Source organism: Enterobacter sp. Sphag1F (assembly GCF_014193275.1).
Classification (GTDB): Bacteria; Pseudomonadota; Gammaproteobacteria; order Enterobacterales; family Enterobacteriaceae; genus Pantoea; species Pantoea symbiotica.
The window spans coordinates 202,359-226,954 of record NZ_JACHZD010000005.1; the positions used below are offsets into that span (position 1 = coordinate 202,359).

Sequence of the window (24,596 nt, forward strand, 5' to 3'; positions counted from 1 at the left end):
TTGCTGATTACAGTGAATGATCCAGATCACATAAAAAACGGTTATAAGCGATCGAAATTAGTTATTTATTGGTTATATAAGGGCTTTGCTAAGGTGGCAAAAAAAACCACACGAGAATCATCATGAAAGCAAAATTTCCTGTCCTGAGCGCTTTAGCTCTCAGCGTTGGCCTGCTCTCCACACACGCCTTCGCCGCCAACCCAGAAACCGTCACCATCGGCTATCAGAAAGCCAACATCTTTGCCTTGCTGAAATATCGCGGCACGCTGGATGAAACCTTTAAAAAGGAAGGCATTGCTATCCGTTGGGTGGAATTCCCAGCTGGTCCGCAGATGTTGGAGGGCTTAAACGTCGGCAGCATTGATTTGGCGGCTACCGGCGATGCGCCGCCCGCCTTCGCGCAGGCCGCGAAAGCCGATTTGATCTATCTCGGTCATTCCCCGGCTAACCCAAAAACGGAAGCCATCGTGGTGCCGAAAGACTCCACAATTAACAGCGTGGCCGATTTGAAAGGCAAACGCGTCGGCCTGAACAAAGGCTCTGACGTTAACTATCTGCTGGTGAAAGCGCTGGAAGATACGGGGCTTAACTACAAAGACGTGACGCCGGTGTATCTGCCGCCTGCCGATGCGCGCGCTGCGTTCCAGAAAGGCGCAATTGATGCGTGGGTGATTTGGGATCCGTACCTGGCAGAAGTGGAAGCCAACGCCGGTGCGCGGGAAATTCGCAACGCAGAAGGATTGGTGCCGCATTACACCTTCTATCTCGCCAGCCGTCCGTTTGCGGAAGGGCATCCTGATACCGCGAAACAGGTGGTTGATGAACTGAGCAAACTCAGCGATTGGGCGAATAAGAACCCGGACGATGCGGCAGCGATTCTGTCAAAATCGACCGGCCTGGATAAAGCCATCTGGCAAACCACCATTAAACGCCTGCCTTATGGCGCATCGCGCATGTCACCGCAGGTGTTTGATGAGCAGCAGGCGTTAGCGGACACCTTTACGCGCGTGGGTCTGTTGCCAGTGAAAGTGGATGTGCGCAGCGCGACCTGGTCGCTGGATAAGAAGTAAATTATTAATTAATCCGGGCCTGATAAATGGCCCGGATTTATCTTTTACTCGTAATACGCACAAAAACGGCCTGAGACAGGTTGAGTTTTTCGCCTACATCACGCAGCTCCTGTGCCGCGATGGTGACGGACGCGCGCTTGCTGACCTTGTAGGTCATGAGCGTGATTTTTCCGTCTTGATGATCTTTCAGCTCCTGCATACCCGTCATTAGTTCACTGAAAATATCGCGTTCAGTCATGTCTCAGCCCCCTTTTAATCACGGTCCGCGCCTAACCTAAGGCGTCGCGCTGATTGCATTCTGTTGCTCCCTATTATTGATATCCATTCAAAAAAATCAGGGCCAATCATAATTAATAAATCAGCAATCGAGAATATAAATTCTGGCTTAAAACTGAACAGTTTTAAATTGGTTTCTGATTCACATTGTGATGTAACGTGATGATTTGAGAGGTTTGTGAGTTATGGTCGCCATAAATGGCGCCCCTACAATTCAGGGATTCGTAGGGTGCGCATTTCAAGGTTTTGTAGGGTGCGCATTCATGCGCACCTGGTTTATCAGCCCTCGCCTCTGCCAATCTGCCAAATCTCCGTCGGGGGGGTGCCATTCACTTTCCAGTCGCCGATATCTCGCGCTTTGTACACCACCGGGTTATGTGACGATACGGTTCGCGCGTTGCGCCAGTGACGATCCAGCGCTTTGCTGACGCGCGTATCGGATGCGCCCAGCGCGTTAAACAACTCGGTAGCGGCGCGCGTTACCAGCTCGCTGGCAATCACCTGCGCCTGGCCCGCTTCGGCTTCGGCCAGCACATTCGCTGCGGCAACTTGCGCTTCATCGCTGCTGACGTGGGCAACATATGCTGATTGCAGTGAATGTGTCGCGCGGATCACCGTGGCTTCCACCGCAAAGGCCAGGCTGGTGATCTCCCCGATGACCTGAAGAATCTGCGCATCCTGGCGCGCAACGCCGCCGTTGCCGTGGCTGTAAACCCGATTTCGCGCCGCCACCGCCTGTGCGCCATCGCGTGCCGCCGCACGACCAATTCCCGCCAGCGTTGCCAGTAACACATGCTGATAGAAGGCGGTTTGATAACGGAACCGAGTAGCGAAATCGTAGACGTGTTCCTGCTCGACATGGGCATTAGCGAAACGCGTGGTGCCGCTACCGGTTAAGCGCTGACCAAATCCGTCCCAGTCGTCTTCACGCGTCACGCCGGGTTGCTGAGTGTTTACCAGAGCGATGACATCGCCCTGGTTATCGTTGCGGCGCGCATAGACGTCAATCCAGTCGGCGAATAGCGCGCCGGTGCTGTAAAACTTCTCGCCGCTCAGCGTCCAGCCGCTTTCGCCTGGCGTGACGCGCGTAATAACATCGCCGAGTTTTACCGTGCCAATTTCCGTCCAGCCGCTGCCCACCAGCTCGCCATCGATAAAACGGCCAAACCAGCGATCGCGTTCCGCGCTGTCCGATTGGTTCAGCCGGTCTTCGACAAAGGCGAAATGGGCGCGCAGCGCCTGCGGCAGATTCGAGTCGGCTTCTGCCAGTTCGGTTAACAGCTGGAACAGCTGCGGCAGCGATGCGCCCCAACCGCCCTTATCTTTTGGAATACGCACCGTGCCGAATCCCGCCGCTTTCAACCAGCTAATCGGCTGATGCGGCAAAATACGTTCCCGCTCGCGCGCTACCGTTCCTTCTGCGATGCGCGTGAAGATCGGCCGGAAGTGCGCTGCCAGCGCCTCATAATCGGTACCTGTTGCCAGTAAACTCATGGTGACTCCTGATGTGAAAGATCGTCGATGTCATGCAGCGTGGGCTCGTGGCGCACCGCCAGCAGGAAGAAGATCGGGATGATCGCTGCCAGCGAAACCACCCAGAACATGTTGGTGCCGAGTGCAGCTTGCAGAATCGGCAGGATGAACAGCGCTAACGCACTGCCAATGCCGGAAAGCGCGCGGCTAAAGCCCACGCCGGTCGCGCGAATCGAGGTTGGATAGGAAAGCGCCGGATAAACCATCAGCTGCGCGCCCGGGCCGAAGCCTTCAGCAAACAGCCACAAACCGAGCATCAATACCGCAAAGACGATTCCGGCGATGGCTTCCGGATGACCTATCAACGCCAGCGCGATCAGCGCAAAGAATTGCAGGGCAAAGCCAGCGATGGCGACGTGGCGCGACGGATATTTCCACGCCAGCCGCATGCCGAGCAGGCCGCCGGTAAAGGCGAACAGCGCATTGAGTCCCAGTGAGGCCGAGATGGTTTCAAACACGCCCGCGCCGAGGAACTGCGCCAGAATCGATGGCAGGAAGAAAGCAATGGCGGTGTATTCAAATGAGATACAGATGTTCATCACACCCGCGACGATGGTGCGTTCGCGCCACGGTTTCTCAAACAGCACGCGGAAACTCACTTTCGGCGCAGCAGCCGCTGGTGGCGCTTCATGTTCCGCTTCATGCGCGTGAATGCCATAGGAATCACGCAGGATGCGCACTGCCGATTTCAGGTCGCCCTGATTCGCCGCCCAAAGGGGCGATTCGTTCATGAATTTGCTGCGCACCGCGATGATCAGCAGCGCCGGTACCGCACCGAACAGCAGCGACGCGCGCCACAGCCAGTCAAGATGCTCTTTCGGCAGCAGGAAGTAGAGCGCGAAGATCAGCAGGAAGCACAGCGTTGACGCGGCGTACCACATCGGGCACCAGGCCGCGAGTCGGGCGGCTTTGTTGCCTTTACCGGCGAATCTGGAGAACTCCGCCAGATAGGACATCGCCACCGGTAGATCGATCCCGACACCAACGCCCATCAGGAAGCGCGCGCCAATCAGCACCCAGACGTTCGGTGCTAAGCCCGCCGCAATCGCTGAAACCACGAAGAACAGCATGTCGGCCATAAACACCGAATAGCGGCCATATTTATCCGTCAGCCAGCCGCCCACCAGATTACCAACAATGGTGCCAACCATAATTGAGGAGGTGACTAAACCGGTGAGCAGCGGAGAGAGCTGAAACTCACGCACCACATCATCGATGCCGTACGAAAGCGTGGTGAGATCGTAGGCGTCGAGAAACACGCCGCCGAGCGCGAGGAACACAATCATGCGCGCGTAGTTGTCATTTTTGGTGCGAGTGTTGATCAGTCTTGCCACGTCACTGACCGAACGTACCGGTTCGGAAACCGGGATGGTGTTTTCTAAAGGAAGAGAACTCATAACGCCTCACGTTGTTGTTTTGTAGTGCAGGTGAGGTTGTTATAAGCGTTTTTTTAGCCGTACCAAAACAACAATTCTTGATATTAATTTACATTAAAATCAATTAGATAATTGAATTTTCGCCAACACAAAAACCCGGACACGCCTGACGCGTCCGGGTGTGCAATCAACAAAAAATTAGTCGGCTGAGACCGGCACCAACACGCCTTTTACCAGCGGATCGTCGGTGGTCTTCAACCACTGTTGTACTCGCGGATCGGAGAAAGCTTTTTTCAGCTTCTCGATGTTTTCCTGGTCCAGATAAGGCGTGCCAATCACCAGCTTAGAGGCGAAAGTTCGCGGCGCAGGCGGGAAGAGAATGCCTTTTTCGCGCGGCACTTTACCGGCGTCAAATTGCGAGACGTAACCAATCGCCGCATCCACCGAATTGAGCGCACGCGGCATAGTCAGCAGATCGAGCTCTTTAAACACGAAGCCGTGCGGATTGCCGACAATGTTCTTCAGTTTGGCCGTGCGCGGCTCGACGTTAGGATCGAGCGTGATTAAACCCTGACGCGCCAGCAACCATAATGCCTGGCCTTGATTGGCGCCGTCATCCGGCACCACGATGGTCGCGCCCTGCGGTAAATCCGCCACCGACGTGTAGCGATCGGAGTAAATGCCAAACGCCCACTGGAACAGCGGCAGCGTTGAGGTCAGCGCAAAGCCGTTGGCATCCACCACTTGCTTCAGCCACCATTGGTGCTGATATATCGTCGCAGCATACTGCCCTTCCGCTACCGCGCGGTCGGCTTGCACCGGATCCTGCACGCCCACCGCTTCCAGCTTCAGGCCGTAATCCGGCGCGATGTGCTCACCAACGTATTCAATCAGCTTCTGCTCACCGGCCATCGCCGGTTCAAAATGCACCTTCAGCGTGGTACCAAATACCACCGCCTGCGCCTGTTGGCCGCGCCAGAACCAGCCGCCTGCAGCAAGTACAACGACCACTATAATCAGTAGCAGCCACGGCCAGCGGCGGGTTTTACGCAGTTCGAAATCTTGTGTTGTCATAACGATGTCCCCTGAGGATGGCGTAATGCGGTGACCAAACGGTCGCCGAGAAATTGGATGGTTTGAATGAGGGCGATTAGCACCACAATGGTGGCGATCATGATGTGGTTGTCGAAGCGCTGATAACCGTACACCACCGCCAGATAGCCAATACCGCCCGCGCCGATGGTGCCGGCAATGGCGGAGTACTCAATCATTGAGATCAGGTTGAGCGTCACTGCCGCAACAATCGCTGGCAGCGCTTCGCTGAGTTGTGCCGAGCGGATGATCTGCCAGCGCGATCCGCCGCATACCAAACCTACCGCCGTGACTTCGCCGGGCAGCTCACGCAGCGCGTTGTCCACCAGACGGCCAAAGAACGGAATGCCGGCGGTTATCATCGGCACAACGGCGGCAGGAATGCCGATGGTGGTGCCGGTAAGCCAGAAGGTGAACGGAATGATGGCCGCCATCAGTACCAGAAACGGCAGCGAACGACCCATATTCACAATCCAACTCAGCACCCGGTTAATACCGCGATGCGGAAACAGACCGCGTGATGAGGTGTTAAACAGCACCACACCGACTATGCCGCCGAAGGTGACCACGAACAGCATCACGATCACCACCATCAACGCGGTTTCGCCCAGAGCGGGCAGCATCAACGCCGGGATTTCTGGCCACGGCGTATCCTGACTCATCACTGATACGCTCATACCGCCTCCCGCAATGGCAACACGCTGCCGGAAACGCTGGCAACCAAGCCCAGTTGTTCAAGCTGCGACAGCAAACGTGCCAGCGGCACGCGCTCTTGCTGATAGTGAATGCCCACCTTTAGCCGGCCCGCCTGCAGACCGTTCACCTGCTCAACGTGTGCGCCGAGCAGATCAATACGCAAACCAAACTGCTGGCTGAGGCGCGATATCCAGTCGCTGGCGACCGGCACATCGGTGCGATAGCTGAGCTGCAACACCAGCTCGGCATCGCCCGCCTGCGCCGCCAGTGGGAACAGGCGCTGTCCCAACAGCGAATCCGGCTGCGCCAGCAACTCTTTCACCACGCCGTACTGCACGATTTGGCCGTCGCGAATTTCCGCTACCGCGTCGGCCGCCTGACGTACCGCATCCATTTCATGGGTGATCAGCACTATCGCCAGCTTGTAGTCATCTCGCAGTTTTTTCAGCAGGTCGAGCACGGTGACGGTGGCTTCGGGATCGAGCCCTGAGGTGGCTTCATCCGCCAGCAACACCGATGGGCGCAACGCCAGCGCCCGTGCGATGCCAATACGCTGCCGCTGACCACCGGAAAGCTGGCCGGGATAGGCTTTGGCTTTGTGGCTGAGGCCGACACTGTCGAGCAATTCGCCCACGCGCGTGTTGATATCGCGATCCACCACGCCGAGATAGTGCAGCGGCAAGGCGATGTTCTCCCACGCGGTTTTGCGTTGCAGCAGCGCAGAAGACTGAAAAACGGTGCCAATAGAACGACGCGCCTGACGCAGCGCTTCGCCATCCAGCCGCGAGAGATCGCTGCCGTTAACGCGGTTGCTGCCGGCGCTCGGTTGCTCCAGCAGGCTGATGCACTTCGCCAAAGTCGATTTACCCGCGCCGCTCGGCCCAACAACGGCCGTAATGTTGGCTTGCGGCACCTGCAGGCTGATGGATTTCAGCACCTCGGTGATGCGGCCGTCGGGCGCGCGATAGTGTTTGCTGAGGTTATCTATTTCGATCATGAGACCTCCTGCAGCGTGGAGGATTTAACGCGATAGCCCGCGCCCGGATGCGGTGCCTGCAGCTGCGGACCGGCGGCGAATAACTTCTCGCGCAGCGTGCCCTGCGCGTACTCTTTTTTGTAGACGCCGCGTTTTTGCAGCTCCGGGATCAGCAGCTCCACCACATCTTCAAAGGTTTCGTGCGTCAATGCGTAGGCGAAGTTGAAGCCATCGACGTCGGTCTCTTCGACCCAGCTTTGCAACTCATCCGCGACAGTTTCCGCACTGCCGACAATCAGCGGACCAAAGCCGCCGATGCCGACCCAATCCGCCAGCGCTTTTACCGTCCACTGACGATCGGGATCGGCGGTGGAGAAGGTTTCAACCGCCGATTGGATGGCGTTGGTGTGAATATATTTCAGCACCTGATCCGGCTGATACTGGCCGAAGTCGATGCCGGTCCAGCCCGACACCAGCGCTAGCGCGCCTTCGTAGCTGACCCAACCGGTGTACTCTTTCCACTTCGCCTGCGCCGCCAGATCGGTTTCGCCGACAATCACGGTTTGCAGATTGAAGATTTTGATGCTGTAAGGATCGCGTCCCGCTTCCGCCGCGCGGCGGCGAATATCGGCGACGGTTTTCTTCAGCAGCACTTTTGACGGCGCAGCAACAAACACGCATTCGGCATGTTCTGCCGCAAACTGTTTGCCCCGACTCGATGCGCCTGCCTGATACAGCACCGGCGTGCGCTGTGGTGACGGTTCACACAGGTGAATGCCCGGCACGTTGAAGAAGGTGCCCTGATGATTGATGGGATGGATTTTGCGCGGGTCGCTGAAGATGCGGCGTTCACGGTCACGCAATACCGCATCCTGCTCCCAGCTGCCTTCCAGCAGCTTGTACACCACTTGCAGATACTCGTCGGCGTAATCGTAGCGGCTGTCGTGATCGGTCTGGGTTTTATGCCCAATGTTGCGCGCCCCGCTCTCCAGATACGAGGTAACGATGTTCCAGCCGATGCGGCCTTTGGTCAGGTGATCGAGCGTCGATAAGCGGCGCGCAAACGGATAGGGATGTTCAAACGACAGCGACGCGGTGAGACCAAAGCCGAGATGTTCAGTGACCAGCGCCATGGGCGTAATCAACGCCAGCGGATCGTTGACCGGCACCTGCGTCGCCTGGCGGATCGCCGCATCGCCGTTGCCGTTCAGTACGTCGTAAACGCCGAGCACGTCGGCGATAAATAAGCCGTCAAATTTGCCGCGTTCCAGCAGGCGCGCTAAATCGACCCAATACTCCAGATCTTTGTATTGCCAGGAACGGTCACGCGGATGCGCCCACAAACCCGGCGACTGGTGTCCGACACAGTTCATATCAAATGCGTTCAAGCGAATTTCACGTTGCGATGGCATAGCAATCTCCATAGCGAGGCCGTGATCGTGTTACGACCCGGCGTTCGTCAGTTAATTTTTAGGATGTTGAGAGATTAAAGCGCTGAAGGGGGACATCGCTCGGCATGAGCGATTTGCAGTTCTTGTAAAATATGCTGCGCCACGGCGGCGGCGTGATCGGCAACCTGCGGCAATCCCATCAGTTCACCGAAGCGCGCACGCGCAGCGGGACCGACAACAAACAGTCGTGCGTTGGGTTGGCCGCTGAGATTGAGCGTGCGCGACTGGCTGTCGACATCAATACCAAAACCGAGCTGGTCAGCACGAATCAAACCTTGCCGACTGAGCGATTGCAGCAGTGGCTGGCTGGCGGTTAAGGCTTCATGGCCTGGACCGGTGGTGACAATCAGATGATCGAGGCGATGGGTTTCGCTGGCACCATCGCGCGTGCGTAGCGTGATTTGCAGCTGATTGCCGAGTTTAGAGATGTCGCTAAGGCGCGCGGCCAGCACCTTCAAACTGCCCTGTTGGCGACGTGCACCGATCACCGCTGATACCTGCGGCGCTATACGATAGCGATGCACGTCCCACCACGAGCGCAAATGACGGACAAAGCGCTGCTGTTCGCGCAGCGGCAGCGACTGCCAGATATCCTGACCTTGCACACGCACCTGATCGAGCACGCGCTGCCACGGCAAATCCTGTTCAGCGGCACGCGCGACCTCAGCGCGGATATGTCGCAGCCACAGGCGCGCACTGGACGCATCCTGCGGGGCTAACGTCCATTCAGGCCACTCACCGCTTAGGTTATCGCGTGAGAGCTGCCCACGGCGCGAGAAGGCGATTAACGGGCCACGATGCTGTCTGGTGCCCAGCGAAGCCACCACATCCGCCATACTCAAGCCGGTACCGATAATCGCCACTGAGGATTCTGGATCGATGGCGTCCAGTACGCCGTGTTGCCACGGATTAGCAATCAACGCCGGATGCGCCGAGAACGGTTGCAGCGCACGCGGCAGCGAAGGCGGCGGATGACTGATCGCTAACGCCAGCACATCACCCTGCAACGTTTCGCCGTTGCTGAGTAACAGCTGCTTGCCTTCCCAGGCCACGGCGCTAGCCTGCACATGGCGCAACGTGACGTGTGGATGCGCCTGAGCCGCTGCCGCAAACTGTTCTGCCAGATAGCGTCCGAACAGGCTGCGCTGCGGATAAACCGCTCCGTCATCGCAGTGCGCTACTGAATCCAGTGAACATTCCGGCTGTTGGCGATACCAGCGATCAAACGCGCCCTGCTCTTCACCGTTTAACTGCATGCGCGAAGCGGGCACGTTGATGCGATGCGCGGGCTCCTGTGTGGAATAGGCAACGCCGCCGCCGAGGCTGGCGCGCGGTTCGACCACTGTAATCAGTAATCTGCTCGATGAGGTTCGTGCGAGATGAATCGCCAGCGCTGTGCCACTAAAGCCACCGCCAACAATGATTACCTGTGTCGTTGCCATTGCCTTCTCCTGCATTAGCTGGCGCTCGTCTGTTTTGAAGGACGCTTATCGCCACCAATGGTTTCACCAAACGGGCCGGTATTGATGGTGCGTTCACGCTGCTGTTGCGCATTCGCCAGCGGGAGCAGCGGCAACAACAATTCGGCCACGCGATGCGCTTCTTCCAGATGCGGATAACCCGACAGAATAAAATTGGTGACGCCCAACGCCTGATATTCACGGATACGTTCAGCCACTTGCTCAGGGCTGCCGACCAGCGCTGTGCCCGCTCCACCGCGTACCAGACCAACGCCAGCCCACAGATTCGGCGAGATATAAAGATTGTCGCGCGAACCTTGGTGCAAGGCGCTCATCCGCGCCTGACCAGCGGAATCCATACGCGCAAAGATTTTCTGCGCCTGCGCAATAGTCTCTTCATCAAGATGACCAATCAACTTATCTGCCGCCGCTTTGGCTTCTTCTTCGGTCTCGCGCACAATCACGTGCAAACGAATGCCGTATTCCAGTTTACGTCCGCGCTGTTGCGCACGCGCGCGCACCACTTCCAGCTTCTCGGCAACCTGCGCTGGCGGCTCGCCCCAGGTGAGATAGGTATCGATCTGTTCCGCAGCCACATCAATCGCCGCCTCTGATGAACCACCAAAATAGAGCGGCGGACCATTCTCCTGCACCGGCGGGAACAGCACTTCCGCACCTTCGACGTGGATATGTTTGCCTTCGTAATCCACTTTCTCACCGCGCATCAGGCGGCTGTAAACATCGAGAAACTCTTTGGTGACTTCATAACGTTCACTGTGGTTGAGGAAAATGCCGTCGCCTTTGTTCTCAACGGGATCGCCACCGGTCACCACGTTAATCAATAAGCGTCCTTCGGACAGACGATCAAGCGTGGTCGCCATGCGTGCTGCCAGCGTTGGCGGCTGCAGGCCAGGGCGCACCGCCACTAAATAGCGCAGACGTTTGGTGATAGGCGCTAACGCCGAGGCAACCAGCCAGGAATCTTCGCAGCTTTTGCCAGTGGGAATTAATACGCCGTAGAAGCCAAGATTGTCGGCTGCAAGTGCCACTTGCTGTAAGTAGGGTAAATCCACCGGGCGTCCGCCTTCAGTGGTGCCGAGGTAGCGTCCATCACCGTGTGTCGGTAAAAACCAGAAGACATTAATTTTATCGTTCGCGGAATCGGCCATTATGCTTTTCCTATATAACTTTATTAAAAAATGATCATTTTGAACTGCTTATTTGGTTATATAGCTGTTAGCAGAAAGCGTGCCAGGTTGTTGATTAGCGTGAAGTGCCGTATTTCAGAGGGTTAACGTTGTTGATTAGGGCATATCGAGTTGCAATTGCAACTCTGACGCAACAGCTATTGCTGCATATGCAACTGCTTATGCTTTTTACATGGTGTTAATAGTCAGCGTGAGCATTTAGCGTAGCGATATGCTCGTTACCGGACTCAATGCCATGCTAACCACCTTTAACAATCACACCGATTCTCCGAGCTTAGTCGATCCCGCCTCTCTGGCGTTTCAATCGCTGCTGGATAAATTCGCCCCTACGGATGCTACCGTGCTGATTGTCGGCGAAACAGGCACAGGGAAAGAAGTGGTGGCGCGCTATCTGCATCATCACAGCCAGCGGCGTCACGGCCCTTTTCTGGCAGTTAACTGCGGCGCACTAACGGAAAGCCTGGCTGAAGCCGAGTTGTTTGGCCATGAGAAAGGGGCTTTTACCGGCGCGACGCAGTCTCATCCCGGCTGGTTTGAATCCGCGCAAGGCGGCACCTTGCTGCTGGATGAGATTGGTGAGCTCAGCCCTTCACTGCAGGTTAAATTGTTGCGTGTGTTGCAGGAGCGCGAGATTACGCGAGTGGGATCGCGTAAAGCGATCAAGGTGGATGTGCGGGTTATCGCAGCTACGCATGTGGATTTGGCGCAGGCGATTCGCGAACGACGCTTCCGCGAAGATCTGTTTTATCGGTTGAATATTGCGGTTGTTCCATTGCCGCCGCTGCGTCAGCGTCGTGAAGACATTCCTCTGCTGGCGCAACACTTCCTCGCTCTCTACGCACGACGCTTAGGCCGCCCCGCACGTCGTCTGTCTCCTGACGCGCTTGAGGCGCTGCGTGAATACAGCTGGCCGGGCAATATCCGTGAACTGGAAAACACGCTCCACAACGCCGTGTTGTTGAGCCGCGAAGAGACGCTGACGCCCGCACAGCTGCGACTTGCTGGTTACAGTGAACATGGTTTTAGCGAGTCAAACGATTCAACGCTCGATAGTTTTCTTCAGCAGCAGCTGACCAGCCAGCCGTTACAGCTGTTTGATCGCGTTATCAGCAGCCTGATTAGCAATGCGCTATCGATGACAGATCAGAATCAAACCCAAGCCGCCGCGCTATTGGGTATAAGCCGCCACACCTTACGCACACATCTGGCAAATCAGGGAATGATTAAAGGACGCCGAAAAGTGCTTGTTACTCCATCCTCGTTCAGTGCGCATGGAACTCAAGAGCGTGAGTTACGTATTGGCTATCAGAAGTTCGGCAATCTCGGCGTGTTGAAAGCTCGTCAAAGCCTCGAACACTGCTTCGCTCAGCAAGGCATTAGCGTGTTATGGAGTGAGTTTCCTGCTGGGCCACAGCTGCTGTATGCACTGCAAAACAACGAAATCGACTTTGGTACTACCGGCGAAGTGCCGCCAATCTTTGCCCAGGCAAGCGGCAATGCGGTGACTTATATCGCGTGGGAGCCACCAGCACCGAGCAGCGTTGGCATTGTGGTGCCGCATGACAGTGATATTCGCACCATCAGCGATCTGCGCGGTAAGCGCATATCGGTTAATAAAGGCTCGAACGTTCACTGGCTACTGCTGCAGTTACTGGAGGAAGCGGGCATTGGTCTAAATGAACTCAAGGTGGTGTATACGCCGCCTAAGTATCCGCTGACCGCCAGTGATTATCTCTCGGTTGATGCCTGGATGATGTGGGATCCGTTGCTCAGCGCCGCTGAGAGCAATCCCGAGTTGCGGGTTTTGGTTAATGGTGAAGGGCGCGTACGCAATCATCAGTTCTATCTGGCGCGACGAGATTACGTTGAACAACACGATGACATCCTCAGACAGCTGGTGGAAAGTTTGCAACAAACTGGCTTATTCATTGATAGCCATCGACACGAAGCGTCAATGTTACTGGCTCAGGAGCTAGGATTGGAAGTTGCGTCAGTAGAACGCGCACTGACTCGCCGCAGCCACAAAACGCGTGCGATGGCCTTCGAGGTGATTAAAGAGCAACAAACAATCGCCGATCGCTTTTATGCGTTGGGACTGATTAATAAACCGGTGCGGGTACGCGATGCAGTCTGGCAATTTTCATCAGCGCTGGCGTTGATTGAGTGAGGTTAGTCTTGAAAGTTATCCACGCTTTCTGTGGATAAATCGTTGAATATCATCTGGCTAATCTCGCTTAGGGTCTTGAGTTGATGGCTGAAATTACAATCTTATTTGGCGATTTCAGCCTGAAATTTTATTTAAAAAGCTATATTTTTCATGGTAATAGAGATGAAATCGCTTGGGCGAATGGATGAAATTTCATTCGGTTGCTGCTCGGCTTTTATGCCTTCACTGGCGATTGCCGGTTTAGCGGGCAGCTGGTTAAATTGGCTGCAGTTAGTTTATCGGTATTGGTGAGTTAGAACCGGATGCCTTTTAGCTGCTGGTTGAAATGATGGCGATTTCAGCCTGAAATTTCCGCAGCGACAATCAATATTTCATACAGTTAGCGCTGAAATTGCGCTGGCGAGACATTGAGAAGGGCATAAAAAAACCGCCCGAAGGCGGCATTACGCTTACTGATTTAGATACTTGTTGAGCGTCTCGTTAATCACTCTATCCAGCTCTTCCTGCAACTCTTTTGACTGGCGATTAAACTCGTAGCTGAACATGCGTCCGCGCGTTTTCTTACGCGCAAAACGATCTTTATCGGCGAAGCTCCATAAAGGCGTCGCAACGGTTTTGTCTTTCGCCGGTGACTGAATCAGCGTCTGGCTGCCGTTACGCACTAAACGCAGAATGCCGTTCTTCACTTCATCTTCCGCTAAACCATCGCGTGCGCATACGGTATCAACATCCATGCCGATGGTATCGATCAGTGCATCAACCGTTTGTCCGGTTTCCTGCAGCTTCTCGTAAGCTTGCAGCAGCGATTTATAGTCTGGATAAGTCAGCTCAGAATGATTCGGGAACAGCGTCACCAGCTCAAGCGGCACGCTTGCGGCTTGCAATGCACGCGTTACTTTGGCCTGAGAAAGTCCTTCGCTTTGCGCAATTTCCTTTTGCGATAATCCGCCATCTTTAAGTGCCAGCAAACGCATGCCCACTTCACGCAGGTTGTGCTCGCGCGCGGTCTGAATATCCTGCGCTAAACGACGCGCTTCTTCCGCAGAGATAGCCACTTCAGTGACCAGCACATCCAGCCCGGTTTTGCAGTGAAGAGCCGCAGCACGACGGCGTGAACCATCGAGAATCTCAATGCGGTCGTCACGCTTTACGCCAATCGCCGGGAAAAATTGCTGCAATTTAATAGTACGAATGATGTCGCGCAGCGATTCTGGTGTCAGGCCGGACTGATCGCGGCCATTGGTTTCCATCTTAACGAAAGTTTTCTCTTCGATTTCTTTCGCAGGGATGTGTTCCAGCGTGAACAGGGCGCGTTTGCCCGTCGCCAGGATAAAGGTCTGAGAATGGCCATCGGCGCTTTCCTCAGTCTGCAATGGTGTCTGGCTGAAGGTTCGGCCAATGGTGATTCTTTTTGCGCTCATAGTAACCTCAGTTCAGGCGAATGAATTCAATACGGTCAAATACGGCTTTCGCGAAATCTTCCGCCGCTGAACGCGCATTCTTTAAGGCTTCGGTGCTGCCCACATAGGTTGATGGATTGGCCGAGATAACCGTGTCAAACGACTCTCCGCAGCGCTCAAAGCCATCCAGGCGTGGTAAGGCAGCATCGAGCATATCGCCACCAAAAATCTCTTTCGCCAGGCTGTGACACAGCTTGTGGTCTGCTTTATTCGACAGTTTAGACATAAAGCCAATGTTGCCCTGCAAACGGCAGGCTGCACCTGATTCTTCAATGATGCCAATCAGCTCTGGTAAACGCGTTAAGTACTTCAACGTGGAGTGGAAATCCACCTGCGCGGGAGGTACCGGTGTCATCAGCAAGTCCGAAGCGGCAATGGCGTTCTTCAGGAAGGCATCAAGATGCGGGCCGCTATCGATAAAGATAAAGTCGTAATCTTTCTTCAGCTTGGCCACCACATTGTCATACAGCACCGCGTGGATGTTTTGATCGGGCAGGTGAGCCGCACACAGCTCTTCCCAGCGCGAGGCAATAAAGGCGTCGTCAATTGACGCCGGCAGCACATCTACGCCCGGGATAATCGATGAAACGATAAATTCGTTGAGCAACTCTTCACGGCTGACATTCTGCAGCATCGCCTGCGCAGCGGTAGCTTCCACTAATCCTACTGAACGTTGGTGGTTCAGGAACATGGTGGCAGAGGATTGCGGGTCCAGATCGATGACCAGAATACGCAAATCTTCAAACAGCAGATGCGGATGGGCGCGCAATGCGTGTGCCAGCGAAACGGTAGAGACCGTTTTCGACACGCCGCCTTTAAGGTTGCCGACAAAGATGCTGAAGGCTTCATGATGGCGATCGCGATATTTAGGCACGCCGCGATGATGATAGATATCAATGATGTTCTGAATCGACATCGCATATTTGGTTGAGCTGCCAGCTGCACGCTTATCGAACGGATAACCGTTCTCTTCCATCTCATTTACAGCGTAATCCACGCTCGCACGCGTCAATTTAGGCAGTTTGGCTAACGCCGCTTTAGCGTAAACCTGATAGAACGTGTTTTCCCGCAACTCTTCTTTCTGCGCCTGAATCTGTTCTGTCAGGCTCATCAGCATTCTTTCTGAACGTTGTGCAACCTTCAGAACTTGCTTCTCATCGTTAGCCATACTTGCTCCACACATGTAGGATTTATGACTTTATACATAAATCCAGCACACGAGGCAAATATATCTCTTCTGCACAGGAAGAATCAGTTATATGGAAACACCTTGATTAAGAGCGGTTTAACGCAAAGATTCACTTTAATCAGTGATCGTTATTTAGCCCTCATGATTATTCGTACAATATTGAACCGCCGTATTCTTGCTCATTGGGGCAAAGATTCACTGTAATCAGTAGCTGGCTTCTCCTTGGTAGGCTTTTAAATAGAGAAAGGAAAAGGGTGGTTGTGGCTGAAATTGCTGGAACGTTCACTGTAGTCAGCAAGCCGAAGAGGGCAAATGTTCACTGCAATCAGTAAAAGGTTCACTGTAATCAGCAAGTGGCAGGCAAAGATTCACTGTAATCAGTAGAGCCTATGTGGACGAAAGGAGCAGGCAAGCGAGCAACGACGAAGTTCACATTGTTGGGATGTTCACTGTAATCAGTAAAACTTGATGACTTTTCTTTCTCAACGCCTAACATTCACTGTAATCAGTGAAAGCCTTGTGCTCATCATAGACAAAGATTCACTGTAGTCAGTAGATGCTCATCGCGCTTCGATTAAACGTTCACTGTAATCAGTAAGTCAAATCGGCCAGTTCGACAGAACATTCACTGTAATCAGTAAAAGTTATGACCCGGTGAAGAACGTTCACTGTAATCAGCAAAGCTTGTTTAGTACTTTGATACGAGCGTTCACTGTAATCAGTAAACCGAACTTTGCCGTCAAATGGATGTAGCTGAAATCGCCATAAGCGATTCACCGAAATCAACGGAACGCCCCCTCCGACATTCACTGTAATCAGTACATGCATCACGTTAAATGGCTTTCTTGATGACAGCTGAGTGATGCTGATGTTCACTGTAATCAGCAAAACCATGGTCACTCAACGTTCACTGTATTCAGTAAAAGCGACGCGTTGCGCTATTGATTGTCATGCTGCAAAACCGGTGGGGCAGGGGAAGTGGTGACAGCGTTCACTGTAATCAGTGACAGCGTGACGTGCTCTTAAGTCGACATATGAGCGGCAATTCAAATGCTCCTCGCTACCGTTCACTGTAATGAGAACAGGAGGCCAAGCGTTCACTATAATCAGCACTGTAACCAACCCTGTCACTTTTACTGGCTGTATTAACAGTTAAACCGCTGATTACAGTGAATCCATTGCGCTACTTCTTTATTAATGCATGTAAATCATTAACTTAACCTCAATCATTCACTGTAGTCAGCACACGTTCTGCTATTAGCATTCACTGTAATCAGTAAAAAAGAACGAAAAACCTAACGTTCACTGTGATCAGTAGGATCGCAGTGAAAAGGGCGTTTTTGTTCAACTTAACCGCCCTTGTAAGTACTCACTATCATGATGGATTGCTTAAAATGGACAAAATGACATGCAAGATGCAGTAGAAGATATACTAATGCCAGAAGGTTTCTGATTATAGTGAACGTTACTGATTACAGTGAATGGCTTGAGGGTGTCTGATTACAGTGAATGCTATGAGAAGAGCATGTGTCACTTTTGCTCAAAAAGTGACACGGCTTGAGGGGATTTGCTGACTACAGTGAACGGGTAAAATCACTCTTCGAATTCGATATCTTCCAGCGAATCGATACTTTCGAGGTTGCTGATGCCATCGAGTTTTGGCGTCCTGCTGTGGATGATGAAGAACACTGAGCGGCCACGTTTCACTTCCGAATAGTCGAGATAGCCGATCTCTTTAAGCTGCTCCATCGCACGTCGAACCACGTGATTTTGCGTGGTGGTTTTCGAGCCCAGGTTTAAACGCATACGCAAACGCGCCAGAGAAATTGGCGCCGGATTGGTCGGCAAACTTTCGAGATAGGTATACAACGCCTGAGCTGATTCTTTACGCTTCAAACGAGAAATGGCCCGCAGCTGCAGTAACACTTTGTGGTCGAAATTATAGAGCTCGAACAACTTAGGATCGGCCTGAATGCGCACCAGATCCTTTTCACGATCGTAATACGCCGATTGCACAAGGTGAGTGTGATAGGCTTTGCCATTACCTTCAAAGGACAACGTATTGGTGGCAATGCGTCGCAGAGAGGCATCTAAACGCTTACGCAACGCGGCCGAGGAGTTTGCCGAAGGGATCCCGCACATCTTAACGAAATCGATAAACGGCAGCGTCACGGTGTCGCCCTTTGAGGGATAACGCGAGAAAGACTGAATAATACCGGCCCAGGTTTTGAAATCATTATCCATATCCAGCCTTGCGCCGGTGATGGTAATCTTTTCATAACCTTCCGATTTTACTAAAGAAAGGTTCTTCAGCTCTTTCGTAGCATCGGTCGATGCCATCGCGCCTGATTTACCGCGCGCGGTGGATTTCAATGTAGGAACAAACAGACCCAGGCGCATTAAAGCGACCGGTTGTACGGTGTTATTTTTATTGGGGTGGAGTTGAATAACTTCACCGCTGTTTTTTGTCACCGACAGAAAAGGCTCGAGTAACGCCTTGTTTTCACTCTCTTTATCTGCCATAGCCTGAGATCTTCATTCTGTGGATGAAAAGGGTCGTTTTCTGATTACAGTGAACATTAACACTGTTTATAGTGAACATTCTACTCTCTATAGTGAATAAACTACTGACTCCAGTGAACACTTTACTCATTATAGTGAACGCGATCACCTTCTAAGCCCTTGCGGGGTGCGGCCTGCGACGATCGGGGATCTCTTAGGATCTCTTTAAGATCTCTATATGATCTTTCTTTAAGATCTATTCACTGTATAACTTAATAACGCCAGGACTGAAGCGGCTTTGGACACGCAAAACGTTTAAAACAACCGCATCGCGATAACATCCTATTCGATCCCACCAAATCATCAGTTCTGTGCGACCAGGATCCTTCTAATTCTCCATAAATGAACAACTTCCTCATTATTATTCATTTTTAAGAAACCTCTGCCCGGCGTAAGGTGAGCACCATTGAACATCACATCACTTATGACGAGGACATCTTTCATGACTGACAACGTTATTTCCCGTAACCCTACTACTGGCGAAATTCTCGCGACCTATCCACTACAGAGCGCAACTGAGCTGGAAGCCGCATTGCAGCAAAGTTCTGATGCCTTCGCAGAGTGGCGCTATACGGCAATGCCGCAACGGGTCAAAGTGCTGCGTCAACTGGCTGAACAGATTCGCCAACGTCAGGATGAGCTGGCTACTATGGCTACGCTGGAAATGGGCAAGCCTATCGCTCAGGCACGTGCTGAAGTACTGAAATGCGCAAATCTCTGCGACTGGTATGCAGAACACGGCCCAGCGATCCTTGCCGACAAACCCACGCTGGTAGAAAACCAGCAAGCGTGGCAGTCATTTCGACCGCTCGGCGTGATCCTTGCAGTGATGCCATGGAACTTCCCTTACTGGCAGGTTCTGCGCGGCGCAGTCAGCATGTTGCTGGCGGGTAATACCTATGTACTGAAACATGCACCAAGCGTAATGGGATCCGCCAACCTGATGTCGTCACTGTTTGATGCTACAGACCTGCCTAAAGGCGGCTTTACCGTGATCAACGTCGATAACGATGGCGTTTCGGCAGCAATCAAAGATCCGCGTATTGCCGCTGTAGCGGTAACCGGCAGCGTGCGTGCAGGCGGTGCAATTGCAGCGCAAGCTGGTGCTGTATTGAAAAAAACTGTGCTGGAACTGGGCGGCGCGGATCCTTTCATTGTGCTGGCAGATGCAGACCTTGATGCTGCAGTGGCCTCAGCGGTCACAGGACGCTACCAGAACACCGGACAGGTCTGCATGGCAGCCAAGCGCTTCATCATTGAAGAAAGCGTCGCAGAAGCGTTTGAGGCGCGTTTCAGCGCAGCGGTGCAGGCATTGAAGATCGGCGATCCTTTGGCAGAAGAAACTTACATCGGCCCAATGGCACGTTACGATCTGCGTGATGAGCTGGATAATCAGGTGCAGCAGACCATCAAGGAAGGCGCACGTCTGGTATTAGGCGGCCATAAGATCGACGGCCCAGGCAACTATTACGCCCCAACGATCCTCGCTGATGTCACACCAGCCATGACCGCTTTCCAGCAGGAAATCTTTGGTCCAGTTGCTGCAATCACCGTCGCTCGTGATGCACAACACGCCCTTGAGCTGGCTAACGACAGCGAATTCGGCCTCAGTGCAACAGTGTGGAGCGGCAATGAAGCACTGGCCAACGAACTGGCGGAGAAACTGGAAACCGGCGCGGTGTTTATCAACGGCAATGGCGCGTCCGATCCGCGTGTCGCGATTGGTGGCGTTAAGAAGAGCGGCTATGGTCGTGAGTTGTCGAGCTTTGGTGTCCACGAATTCTGCAACATTCAGACGGTATGGAAAAACCGCCGCTAATTATTACCGGGCGCGTTAGGCGCGCCCTCATCCACATCTCCCGCATCCAGTTACCTCCCGCCTCAAACCGTTGCACATCGGTTAAAATGTTGTGGACGAGTTCAAAAAATCCACCAATGGTATTATAAAGGTATTATTACTGGTGTTAGATTGGCCCCACCTACACCGGGGAGTCCTTTTAAATGAAAACAATAATCCCAAAACTGTCGTTCATGATGTTTCTTGAGTGGTTTATCTGGGGCGCATGGTTTGTACCGCTCTGGGCATTTCTCAGCAAAAACGGCTTCTCGCCGGTTGAGATCGCCTGGTGCTACGCCTGTACTTCAATAGCCGCCATCCTGTCGCCGATCCTTGTCGGATCGCTGGCCGATCGCTTCTTCCAGGCGCAAAAAGTGTTGTCGCTGCTCACCATCGTCGGATCCATTCTGATGTTCTTCGCAGCCCAGCAAACCCACTTCGGCGGCTTCTTCCCGCTGTTGTTGCTGTATGCGCTCACTTACATGCCAACCATCGCCTTAACCAATAGCATCGCGTTTTCACACGTCGCGGATGTGGAGCGTGATTACCCGCGCATTCGCGTCATGGGCACACTTGGCTGGATCGCGTCCGGCATCGTTTGTGGTTTCCTGCCGCCGCTGCTGGGCTATGGCGATATTTCTGCCAGCAACGTACCGTTATTGATCACAGCGGCAAGCTCGCTATTACTCGGCATTTTTGCCCTGACGTTACCCGCGACCGAGCCGAAAAGCACCGGTAAATTCAGCCTGCGCGTCGCGCTTGGCCTGGATGCGCTGCATCTGCTAAAGGATCGCAGCTTCCTCGTATTCTTCGTCTGCTCCTTCCTGTTCAGCATGCCGCTGGCGTTTTATTACATCTTTGCCGAAGGCTACCTGACGGAAGTCGGCTTGCCGCATGCCACCGGCTGGATGACACTTGGCCAGGTTTCGGAAATCTTCTTCCTGCTGGCGCTGCCGTTCTTCATTAAACGCTTTGGCATCGGCAAAGTGCTGCTGCTGGGATTAACCACTGCCGCGTTGCGCTACGTGTTCTTCGTGTTCGGCGGCGATCAAAACATGCTGACGTATGGCTTGCTGTTCATGGGCATTCTGCTGCATGGCGTCAGCTACGATTTCTACTTCATCACCGCTTACATCTACGTTGATAAGAAAGCGCCAGTGGCGATGCGTAATGCCGCGCAAGGGCTGATCACACTGGCCTGTCAGGGCATCGGCAGCCTGCTCGGTTACCGCCTTGGTGGCTACCTGATGCAGGAAATGTTCGCCTACGACCAACCCCGCAACGGGCAGACTTTCAACTGGGCCGGAATGTGGATGTTTGGCAGCGTGATGATCGTAATGATCACCATCGCCTTTATCGTCCTGTTCCGTGACGGCAAAAAAACGCAGCGATGAACTCACCGCTTTCGATAATTCAGCAACCGCTGACAGCCATAAATAAGGGATTTCACCATGACGATGACAACGCAAGAAAAACGGATTTTAGGCGCGTTTTACGGCCAGGCGCTGGGCGATGCGATGGGCATGCCATCGGAATTGTGGCCAAGAACGCGCGTGAAGCAGCACTTTGGCTGGATCGATCGCTTCCTGCCCGGTCCGGCTGAAAACAATGCCGCATGCTACTTTGGCCGGGCGGCGTTTACCGATGACACTTCCATGGCGCTGGCATTGGCTGATGCGATCGTCTCTCATGATGGCGAGATCAACGCGGAAACCATTGGCGCGAATATCTTGCGCTGGGCTGAGTCGTTTGATGCCTTCAACAAGAATGTGCTCGGACCGACTTCAAAAATCGCGCTCAACGCGATGAAAGCCGGCACGCCGGTGTCACAGCTGGAAAATAACGGCATGACCAACGGTGCCGCGATGCGTGTGTCACCGCTCGGTTGTCTGCTGCCAGCACGCGACTTATCCGCTTTCATTGATGCCGTCGCGCTGGCATCAAGCCCGACGCATAAATCGGATGTCGCGGTTTCCGGCGCAACAGTAATTGCGTGGGCGGTTTCGCGCGCTATTGATGGAGCCAGCTGGGCTGCGATCCGCGTTGAACTGCCTGCGATTGCACGCGCGGCGCAGGAAAAGCGTGTCACCACCTTTAGCGCATCAATGGCGGCACGCCTTGAACTGGCGATGAACGTTGTCGCGCAGGGCAGGGGCGTGGAATCCACCATGCAGCAGATTTACGATTTGGTCGGCACCGGCACCAGCACCATTGAATCGGTACCGGCGGCGATTGCGATGGTTGAATTAGCCGAGACCGATCCGAATCGCTGCGCGATCCTTTGCGCTAACCTCGGCGGCGATACCGATACCATCGGCGCGATGGCGGTAGCCATTTGCGGCGCGCTGCACGGCATCGACAGCATTGATGTTGCCCTGAAAGCCGAGCTTGATGCGGTAAATGCGCTTGATTTCACCCGCTACAGCGCCGCATTCCTGCGCTTCCGCCAGCAGCGCGAGGCCGCTTATGCTGACGCCTGATGATCTGAAGAGACTTGAAGGCCGTCTGCCGGTATGCGTGATAGGCGCGGCGGTGGTTGATGTGATTGCCGATGCTTACTCGTTACCACATCGTGGCAGCGATATTGAGCTCCACCAGCAGGGTGTCAACGTGGGCGGCTGCGCGTTGAATGTAGCGATTGCGCTGCACCGCCTTGGCATCCCGTCCATCAACGCGCTGCCGCTTGGCAACGGCACATGGGCGAGCATTGTGCGGCAGAAGCTGACGGAATATGGCATTCACAGCGTGCTGGAAACCGCGAAAGGCGATAACGGCTGGTGTTTAGCCTTAGTTGAACCGGATGGCGAGCGCACTTTTCTGTCAGTAAGCGGCGTGGAAAATCAGTGGGATGCGGCGCTGCTCGACACGCTGCCGCAACTGGCTAATCGCTGGATCTACCTTTCCGGCTATCAGCTCACCAGTAAAAGCGGTGATGTGCTGATCGACTGGCTGGAACAGCAAAGCCAGCCGTATCAGATGCTGGTGGATTTCGGTCCGCGTCTGGCGGATATCGGTGATGCGCAGTTCGAACGCATAATGGCGTGCCATCCACTGATTACAGTGAACAGACAGGAAGCCGAACTGTTGTGGCATGAGCGTTTGAATCAAAAAGAACCCTTTAATGCGCAACTGTTAATGACGCGCTGGCAGCAGCGTTTTGGTGGCGCAATGGTGGTGCGACTCGATAGCGAAGGTGCCGGCTTCGTGGACGCGAATACGCAAGGTTGGATACCGGCGCTGCCAACAACGGTGGTCGATACCATCGGAGCAGGCGACAGCCACGCGGGAGGATTATTGGCGGGATTGGCGTCGGGTTGGTCGCTGGGTGAAAGCGTTGCGCTGGGCAATGCGGTGGCGTCTTATGTGGTGTCACAACGGGGCGGCGATTGCGCGCCGGATCGCGCCACATTAACGGCTTATTGGCAGCAGCGCCTTATTCCGCAATAAACACATACATATCGCTACGACAGTAGCTAATGCTGTACTCCAGCGGATTGCCCTGCGCATCTAACGCCAGCTGCTTGATCACCAAAACAGGCACGTTGTCGGGTAGGGCGATCTGCTGCTGGAGCGCCTCATCAGGCATGCGAGCACTCACTCTGCTTTGTGACGTCACCGGCAGAATTTGTTGCTGGTGGAAATAGTCGTACAGTGAAATCCCAATCTCATCCGCATCGGCGATATAGCGCGCCGGCACCCAGGATTCCTCCACCGACACCGCTTGCTGATCGACATAACGAATACGCTTCAGCAAATACACCTCGCTGCCTTTACTCAATCCCAGCTTTTCGGCGATTTCTGCGTCGCAATGGATTTTGCTTTTGTTAATCCACACGGTGTCAGGTTTTTTACCGCGCAATACCGCTTGTTGCGACAAGCCTTTCGGTTCTTTAAGCGAATACTCAAACTGGCTGCAGATCTGCGTGCCGTAGCCACGAGAACGCAATACCACGCCCTCTTTTTCCAGCGCATCCATGGCTTTACGCACGGTGATGCGCGAAATGCTCAGCGACTGGCTGAAATCACGCTCACTCGGCAGGATCTCTTCATGCACTAACACGCCATCGCGCACCGCATCTTTAATTGCAGTGGCAAAGCGTTTGTACAGCGGCGTGCGGCTGTCATCGGCAAGGGTAGAAGTCAGCCGCGAAAAAAGTGCAGTTTGGTCGGTCATAGTGGTCGGGTTCACATAATCCGGTAAGCGGATGAAAGCGTTATGATACTGACTTTTTAGCGGTAGCGA

18 protein-coding genes and 1 pseudogene are annotated in these 24,596 nt (G+C 53.9%); 6 read left to right on the forward strand and 13 right to left on the reverse strand.

What is annotated here, in order from left to right; translation table 11 throughout:
- The first annotated feature begins 122 nt into the window (after positions 1-122).
- The gene (locus FHW71_RS16995) at positions 123-1,070 is read left to right on the forward strand and encodes a sulfonate ABC transporter substrate-binding protein (protein WP_179452458.1); all 948 of its coding nucleotides are present in this window, start codon (positions 123-125) and stop codon (positions 1,068-1,070) included.
- 37 nt (positions 1,071-1,107) lie between these two features.
- On the opposite strand, the gene FHW71_RS17000 is transcribed toward FHW71_RS16995, so the two are convergent.
- The 9 genes from FHW71_RS17000 to ssuD all read right to left on the reverse strand — a co-directional run bounded on the left by FHW71_RS17000 (position 1,108) and on the right by ssuD (position 11,099).
- Positions 1,108-1,308, reverse strand: a complete 201-nt coding sequence (locus tag FHW71_RS17000) for a hypothetical protein (RefSeq protein ID WP_286176304.1) — start codon at positions 1,306-1,308, stop codon at positions 1,108-1,110.
- 317 nt (positions 1,309-1,625) lie between these two features.
- On the reverse strand, positions 1,626-2,840 hold the full coding sequence (locus tag FHW71_RS17005) for an acyl-CoA dehydrogenase family protein (protein WP_179452457.1): 1,215 nt from the start codon (positions 2,838-2,840) through the stop codon (positions 1,626-1,628).
- A complete protein-coding gene (locus FHW71_RS17010; RefSeq protein WP_179452456.1) occupies positions 2,837-4,276 on the reverse strand; it encodes an MFS transporter in 1,440 nt (479 codons plus the stop codon). The genes FHW71_RS17005 and FHW71_RS17010 overlap by 4 nt, the downstream gene beginning before the upstream one ends.
- 177 nt (positions 4,277-4,453) lie before the next feature.
- On the reverse strand, positions 4,454-5,329 hold the full coding sequence (locus FHW71_RS17015) for a MetQ/NlpA family ABC transporter substrate-binding protein (RefSeq protein ID WP_179452455.1): 876 nt from the start codon (positions 5,327-5,329) through the stop codon (positions 4,454-4,456).
- Positions 5,326-6,024: a methionine ABC transporter permease gene (locus FHW71_RS17020; protein WP_179452454.1), complete on the reverse strand. Its 699-nt coding sequence runs from the start codon at positions 6,022-6,024 to the stop codon at positions 5,326-5,328. The genes FHW71_RS17015 and FHW71_RS17020 overlap by 4 nt, the downstream gene beginning before the upstream one ends.
- Positions 6,021-7,040: a methionine ABC transporter ATP-binding protein gene (locus FHW71_RS17025; RefSeq protein WP_179452453.1), complete on the reverse strand. Its 1,020-nt coding sequence runs from the start codon at positions 7,038-7,040 to the stop codon at positions 6,021-6,023. Before FHW71_RS17025 ends, FHW71_RS17020 begins: the two co-directional genes overlap by 4 nt.
- Entirely contained in the window at positions 7,037-8,431 is a 1,395-nt protein-coding gene (locus FHW71_RS17030; protein ID WP_061718995.1) for an LLM class flavin-dependent oxidoreductase, read from the reverse strand. Before FHW71_RS17030 ends, FHW71_RS17025 begins: the two co-directional genes overlap by 4 nt.
- Positions 8,432-8,505: 74 nt before the next feature.
- The gene (locus tag FHW71_RS17035) at positions 8,506-9,912 is read right to left on the reverse strand and encodes an FAD/NAD(P)-binding protein (protein ID WP_179452452.1); all 1,407 of its coding nucleotides are present in this window, start codon (positions 9,910-9,912) and stop codon (positions 8,506-8,508) included.
- A 14-nt stretch (positions 9,913-9,926) separates the two neighbouring features.
- On the reverse strand, positions 9,927-11,099 hold the full coding sequence (gene ssuD, locus FHW71_RS17040) for an FMNH2-dependent alkanesulfonate monooxygenase (RefSeq protein ID WP_179452451.1): 1,173 nt from the start codon (positions 11,097-11,099) through the stop codon (positions 9,927-9,929).
- A 274-nt stretch (positions 11,100-11,373) separates the two neighbouring features.
- Between ssuD and FHW71_RS17045 the strand changes: the two genes are divergently transcribed.
- Positions 11,374-13,305 carry a sigma-54-dependent Fis family transcriptional regulator gene (locus FHW71_RS17045; RefSeq protein ID WP_179452450.1) on the forward strand — a complete coding sequence of 644 codons (1,932 nt, stop codon included), beginning with the start codon at positions 11,374-11,376 and terminating at the stop codon, positions 13,303-13,305.
- 449 nt (positions 13,306-13,754) lie between these two features.
- Here the strand turns inward: FHW71_RS17045 and FHW71_RS17050 are convergent, their stop codons facing one another.
- The 3 genes from FHW71_RS17050 to FHW71_RS17060 form a co-directional block, all read right to left on the reverse strand.
- Positions 13,755-14,726, reverse strand: coding sequence for a ParB family protein (locus FHW71_RS17050; protein WP_008109175.1), 972 nt, complete (start codon positions 14,724-14,726; stop codon positions 13,755-13,757).
- A 7-nt stretch (positions 14,727-14,733) separates the two neighbouring features.
- Positions 14,734-15,933 carry an AAA family ATPase gene (locus tag FHW71_RS17055; RefSeq protein ID WP_008109176.1) on the reverse strand — a complete coding sequence of 400 codons (1,200 nt, stop codon included), beginning with the start codon at positions 15,931-15,933 and terminating at the stop codon, positions 14,734-14,736.
- Positions 15,934-17,547: 1,614 nt separating this feature from the next.
- Positions 17,548-18,477, reverse strand: a complete 930-nt coding sequence (locus tag FHW71_RS17060; protein WP_007886110.1) for a RepB family plasmid replication initiator protein — start codon at positions 18,475-18,477, stop codon at positions 17,548-17,550.
- A gap of 481 nt (positions 18,478-18,958) precedes the next feature.
- Between FHW71_RS17060 and FHW71_RS17065 the strand changes: the two genes are divergently transcribed.
- From FHW71_RS17065 to FHW71_RS17080, 4 genes and pseudogenes are all read left to right on the forward strand, one after another.
- Complete coding sequence (locus FHW71_RS17065) at positions 18,959-20,335, forward strand: aldehyde dehydrogenase family protein (protein ID WP_179452449.1); 1,377 nt, start codon at positions 18,959-18,961, stop codon at positions 20,333-20,335.
- A 182-nt stretch (positions 20,336-20,517) separates the two neighbouring features.
- Positions 20,518-21,793: pseudogene (locus tag FHW71_RS17070) on the forward strand (nucleoside permease).
- Between the two features lie 17 nt (positions 21,794-21,810).
- On the forward strand, positions 21,811-22,833 hold the full coding sequence (locus tag FHW71_RS17075; protein WP_179452591.1) for an ADP-ribosylglycohydrolase family protein: 1,023 nt from the start codon (positions 21,811-21,813) through the stop codon (positions 22,831-22,833).
- Entirely contained in the window at positions 22,820-23,800 is a 981-nt protein-coding gene (locus FHW71_RS17080; protein ID WP_179452447.1) for a PfkB family carbohydrate kinase, read from the forward strand. Before FHW71_RS17075 ends, FHW71_RS17080 begins: the two co-directional genes overlap by 14 nt.
- On the opposite strand, the gene FHW71_RS17085 is transcribed toward FHW71_RS17080, so the two are convergent.
- Positions 23,787-24,527, reverse strand: a complete 741-nt coding sequence (locus FHW71_RS17085) for a GntR family transcriptional regulator (RefSeq protein WP_179452446.1) — start codon at positions 24,525-24,527, stop codon at positions 23,787-23,789. The genes FHW71_RS17080 and FHW71_RS17085 overlap by 14 nt on opposite strands.
- Between the last annotated feature and the right edge of the window lie 69 nt (positions 24,528-24,596).

Coding starts and splice junctions, on each gene's coding strand:
- FHW71_RS16995 (WP_179452458.1), top strand. CDS start 123: ATGAAAGCAAAATTTCCTGTCCTGAGCGCTTTAGCTCTCAGCGTTGGC.
- FHW71_RS17000 (WP_286176304.1), bottom strand. CDS start 1,308: ATGACTGAACGCGATATTTTCAGTGAACTAATGACGGGTATGCAGGAG.
- FHW71_RS17005 (WP_179452457.1), bottom strand. CDS start 2,840: ATGAGTTTACTGGCAACAGGTACCGATTATGAGGCGCTGGCAGCGCAC.
- FHW71_RS17010 (WP_179452456.1), bottom strand. CDS start 4,276: ATGAGTTCTCTTCCTTTAGAAAACACCATCCCGGTTTCCGAACCGGTA.
- FHW71_RS17015 (WP_179452455.1), bottom strand. CDS start 5,329: ATGACAACACAAGATTTCGAACTGCGTAAAACCCGCCGCTGGCCGTGG.
- FHW71_RS17020 (WP_179452454.1), bottom strand. CDS start 6,024: ATGAGCGTATCAGTGATGAGTCAGGATACGCCGTGGCCAGAAATCCCG.
- FHW71_RS17025 (WP_179452453.1), bottom strand. CDS start 7,040: ATGATCGAAATAGATAACCTCAGCAAACACTATCGCGCGCCCGACGGC.
- FHW71_RS17030 (WP_061718995.1), bottom strand. CDS start 8,431: ATGCCATCGCAACGTGAAATTCGCTTGAACGCATTTGATATGAACTGT.
- FHW71_RS17035 (WP_179452452.1), bottom strand. CDS start 9,912: ATGGCAACGACACAGGTAATCATTGTTGGCGGTGGCTTTAGTGGCACA.
- ssuD (WP_179452451.1), bottom strand. CDS start 11,099: ATGGCCGATTCCGCGAACGATAAAATTAATGTCTTCTGGTTTTTACCG.
- FHW71_RS17045 (WP_179452450.1), top strand. CDS start 11,374: ATGCTAACCACCTTTAACAATCACACCGATTCTCCGAGCTTAGTCGAT.
- FHW71_RS17050 (WP_008109175.1), bottom strand. CDS start 14,726: ATGAGCGCAAAAAGAATCACCATTGGCCGAACCTTCAGCCAGACACCA.
- FHW71_RS17055 (WP_008109176.1), bottom strand. CDS start 15,933: ATGGCTAACGATGAGAAGCAAGTTCTGAAGGTTGCACAACGTTCAGAA.
- FHW71_RS17060 (WP_007886110.1), bottom strand. CDS start 18,477: ATGGCAGATAAAGAGAGTGAAAACAAGGCGTTACTCGAGCCTTTTCTG.
- FHW71_RS17065 (WP_179452449.1), top strand. CDS start 18,959: ATGACTGACAACGTTATTTCCCGTAACCCTACTACTGGCGAAATTCTC.
- FHW71_RS17075 (WP_179452591.1), top strand. CDS start 21,811: ATGACAACGCAAGAAAAACGGATTTTAGGCGCGTTTTACGGCCAGGCG.
- FHW71_RS17080 (WP_179452447.1), top strand. CDS start 22,820: ATGCTGACGCCTGATGATCTGAAGAGACTTGAAGGCCGTCTGCCGGTA.
- FHW71_RS17085 (WP_179452446.1), bottom strand. CDS start 24,527: ATGACCGACCAAACTGCACTTTTTTCGCGGCTGACTTCTACCCTTGCC.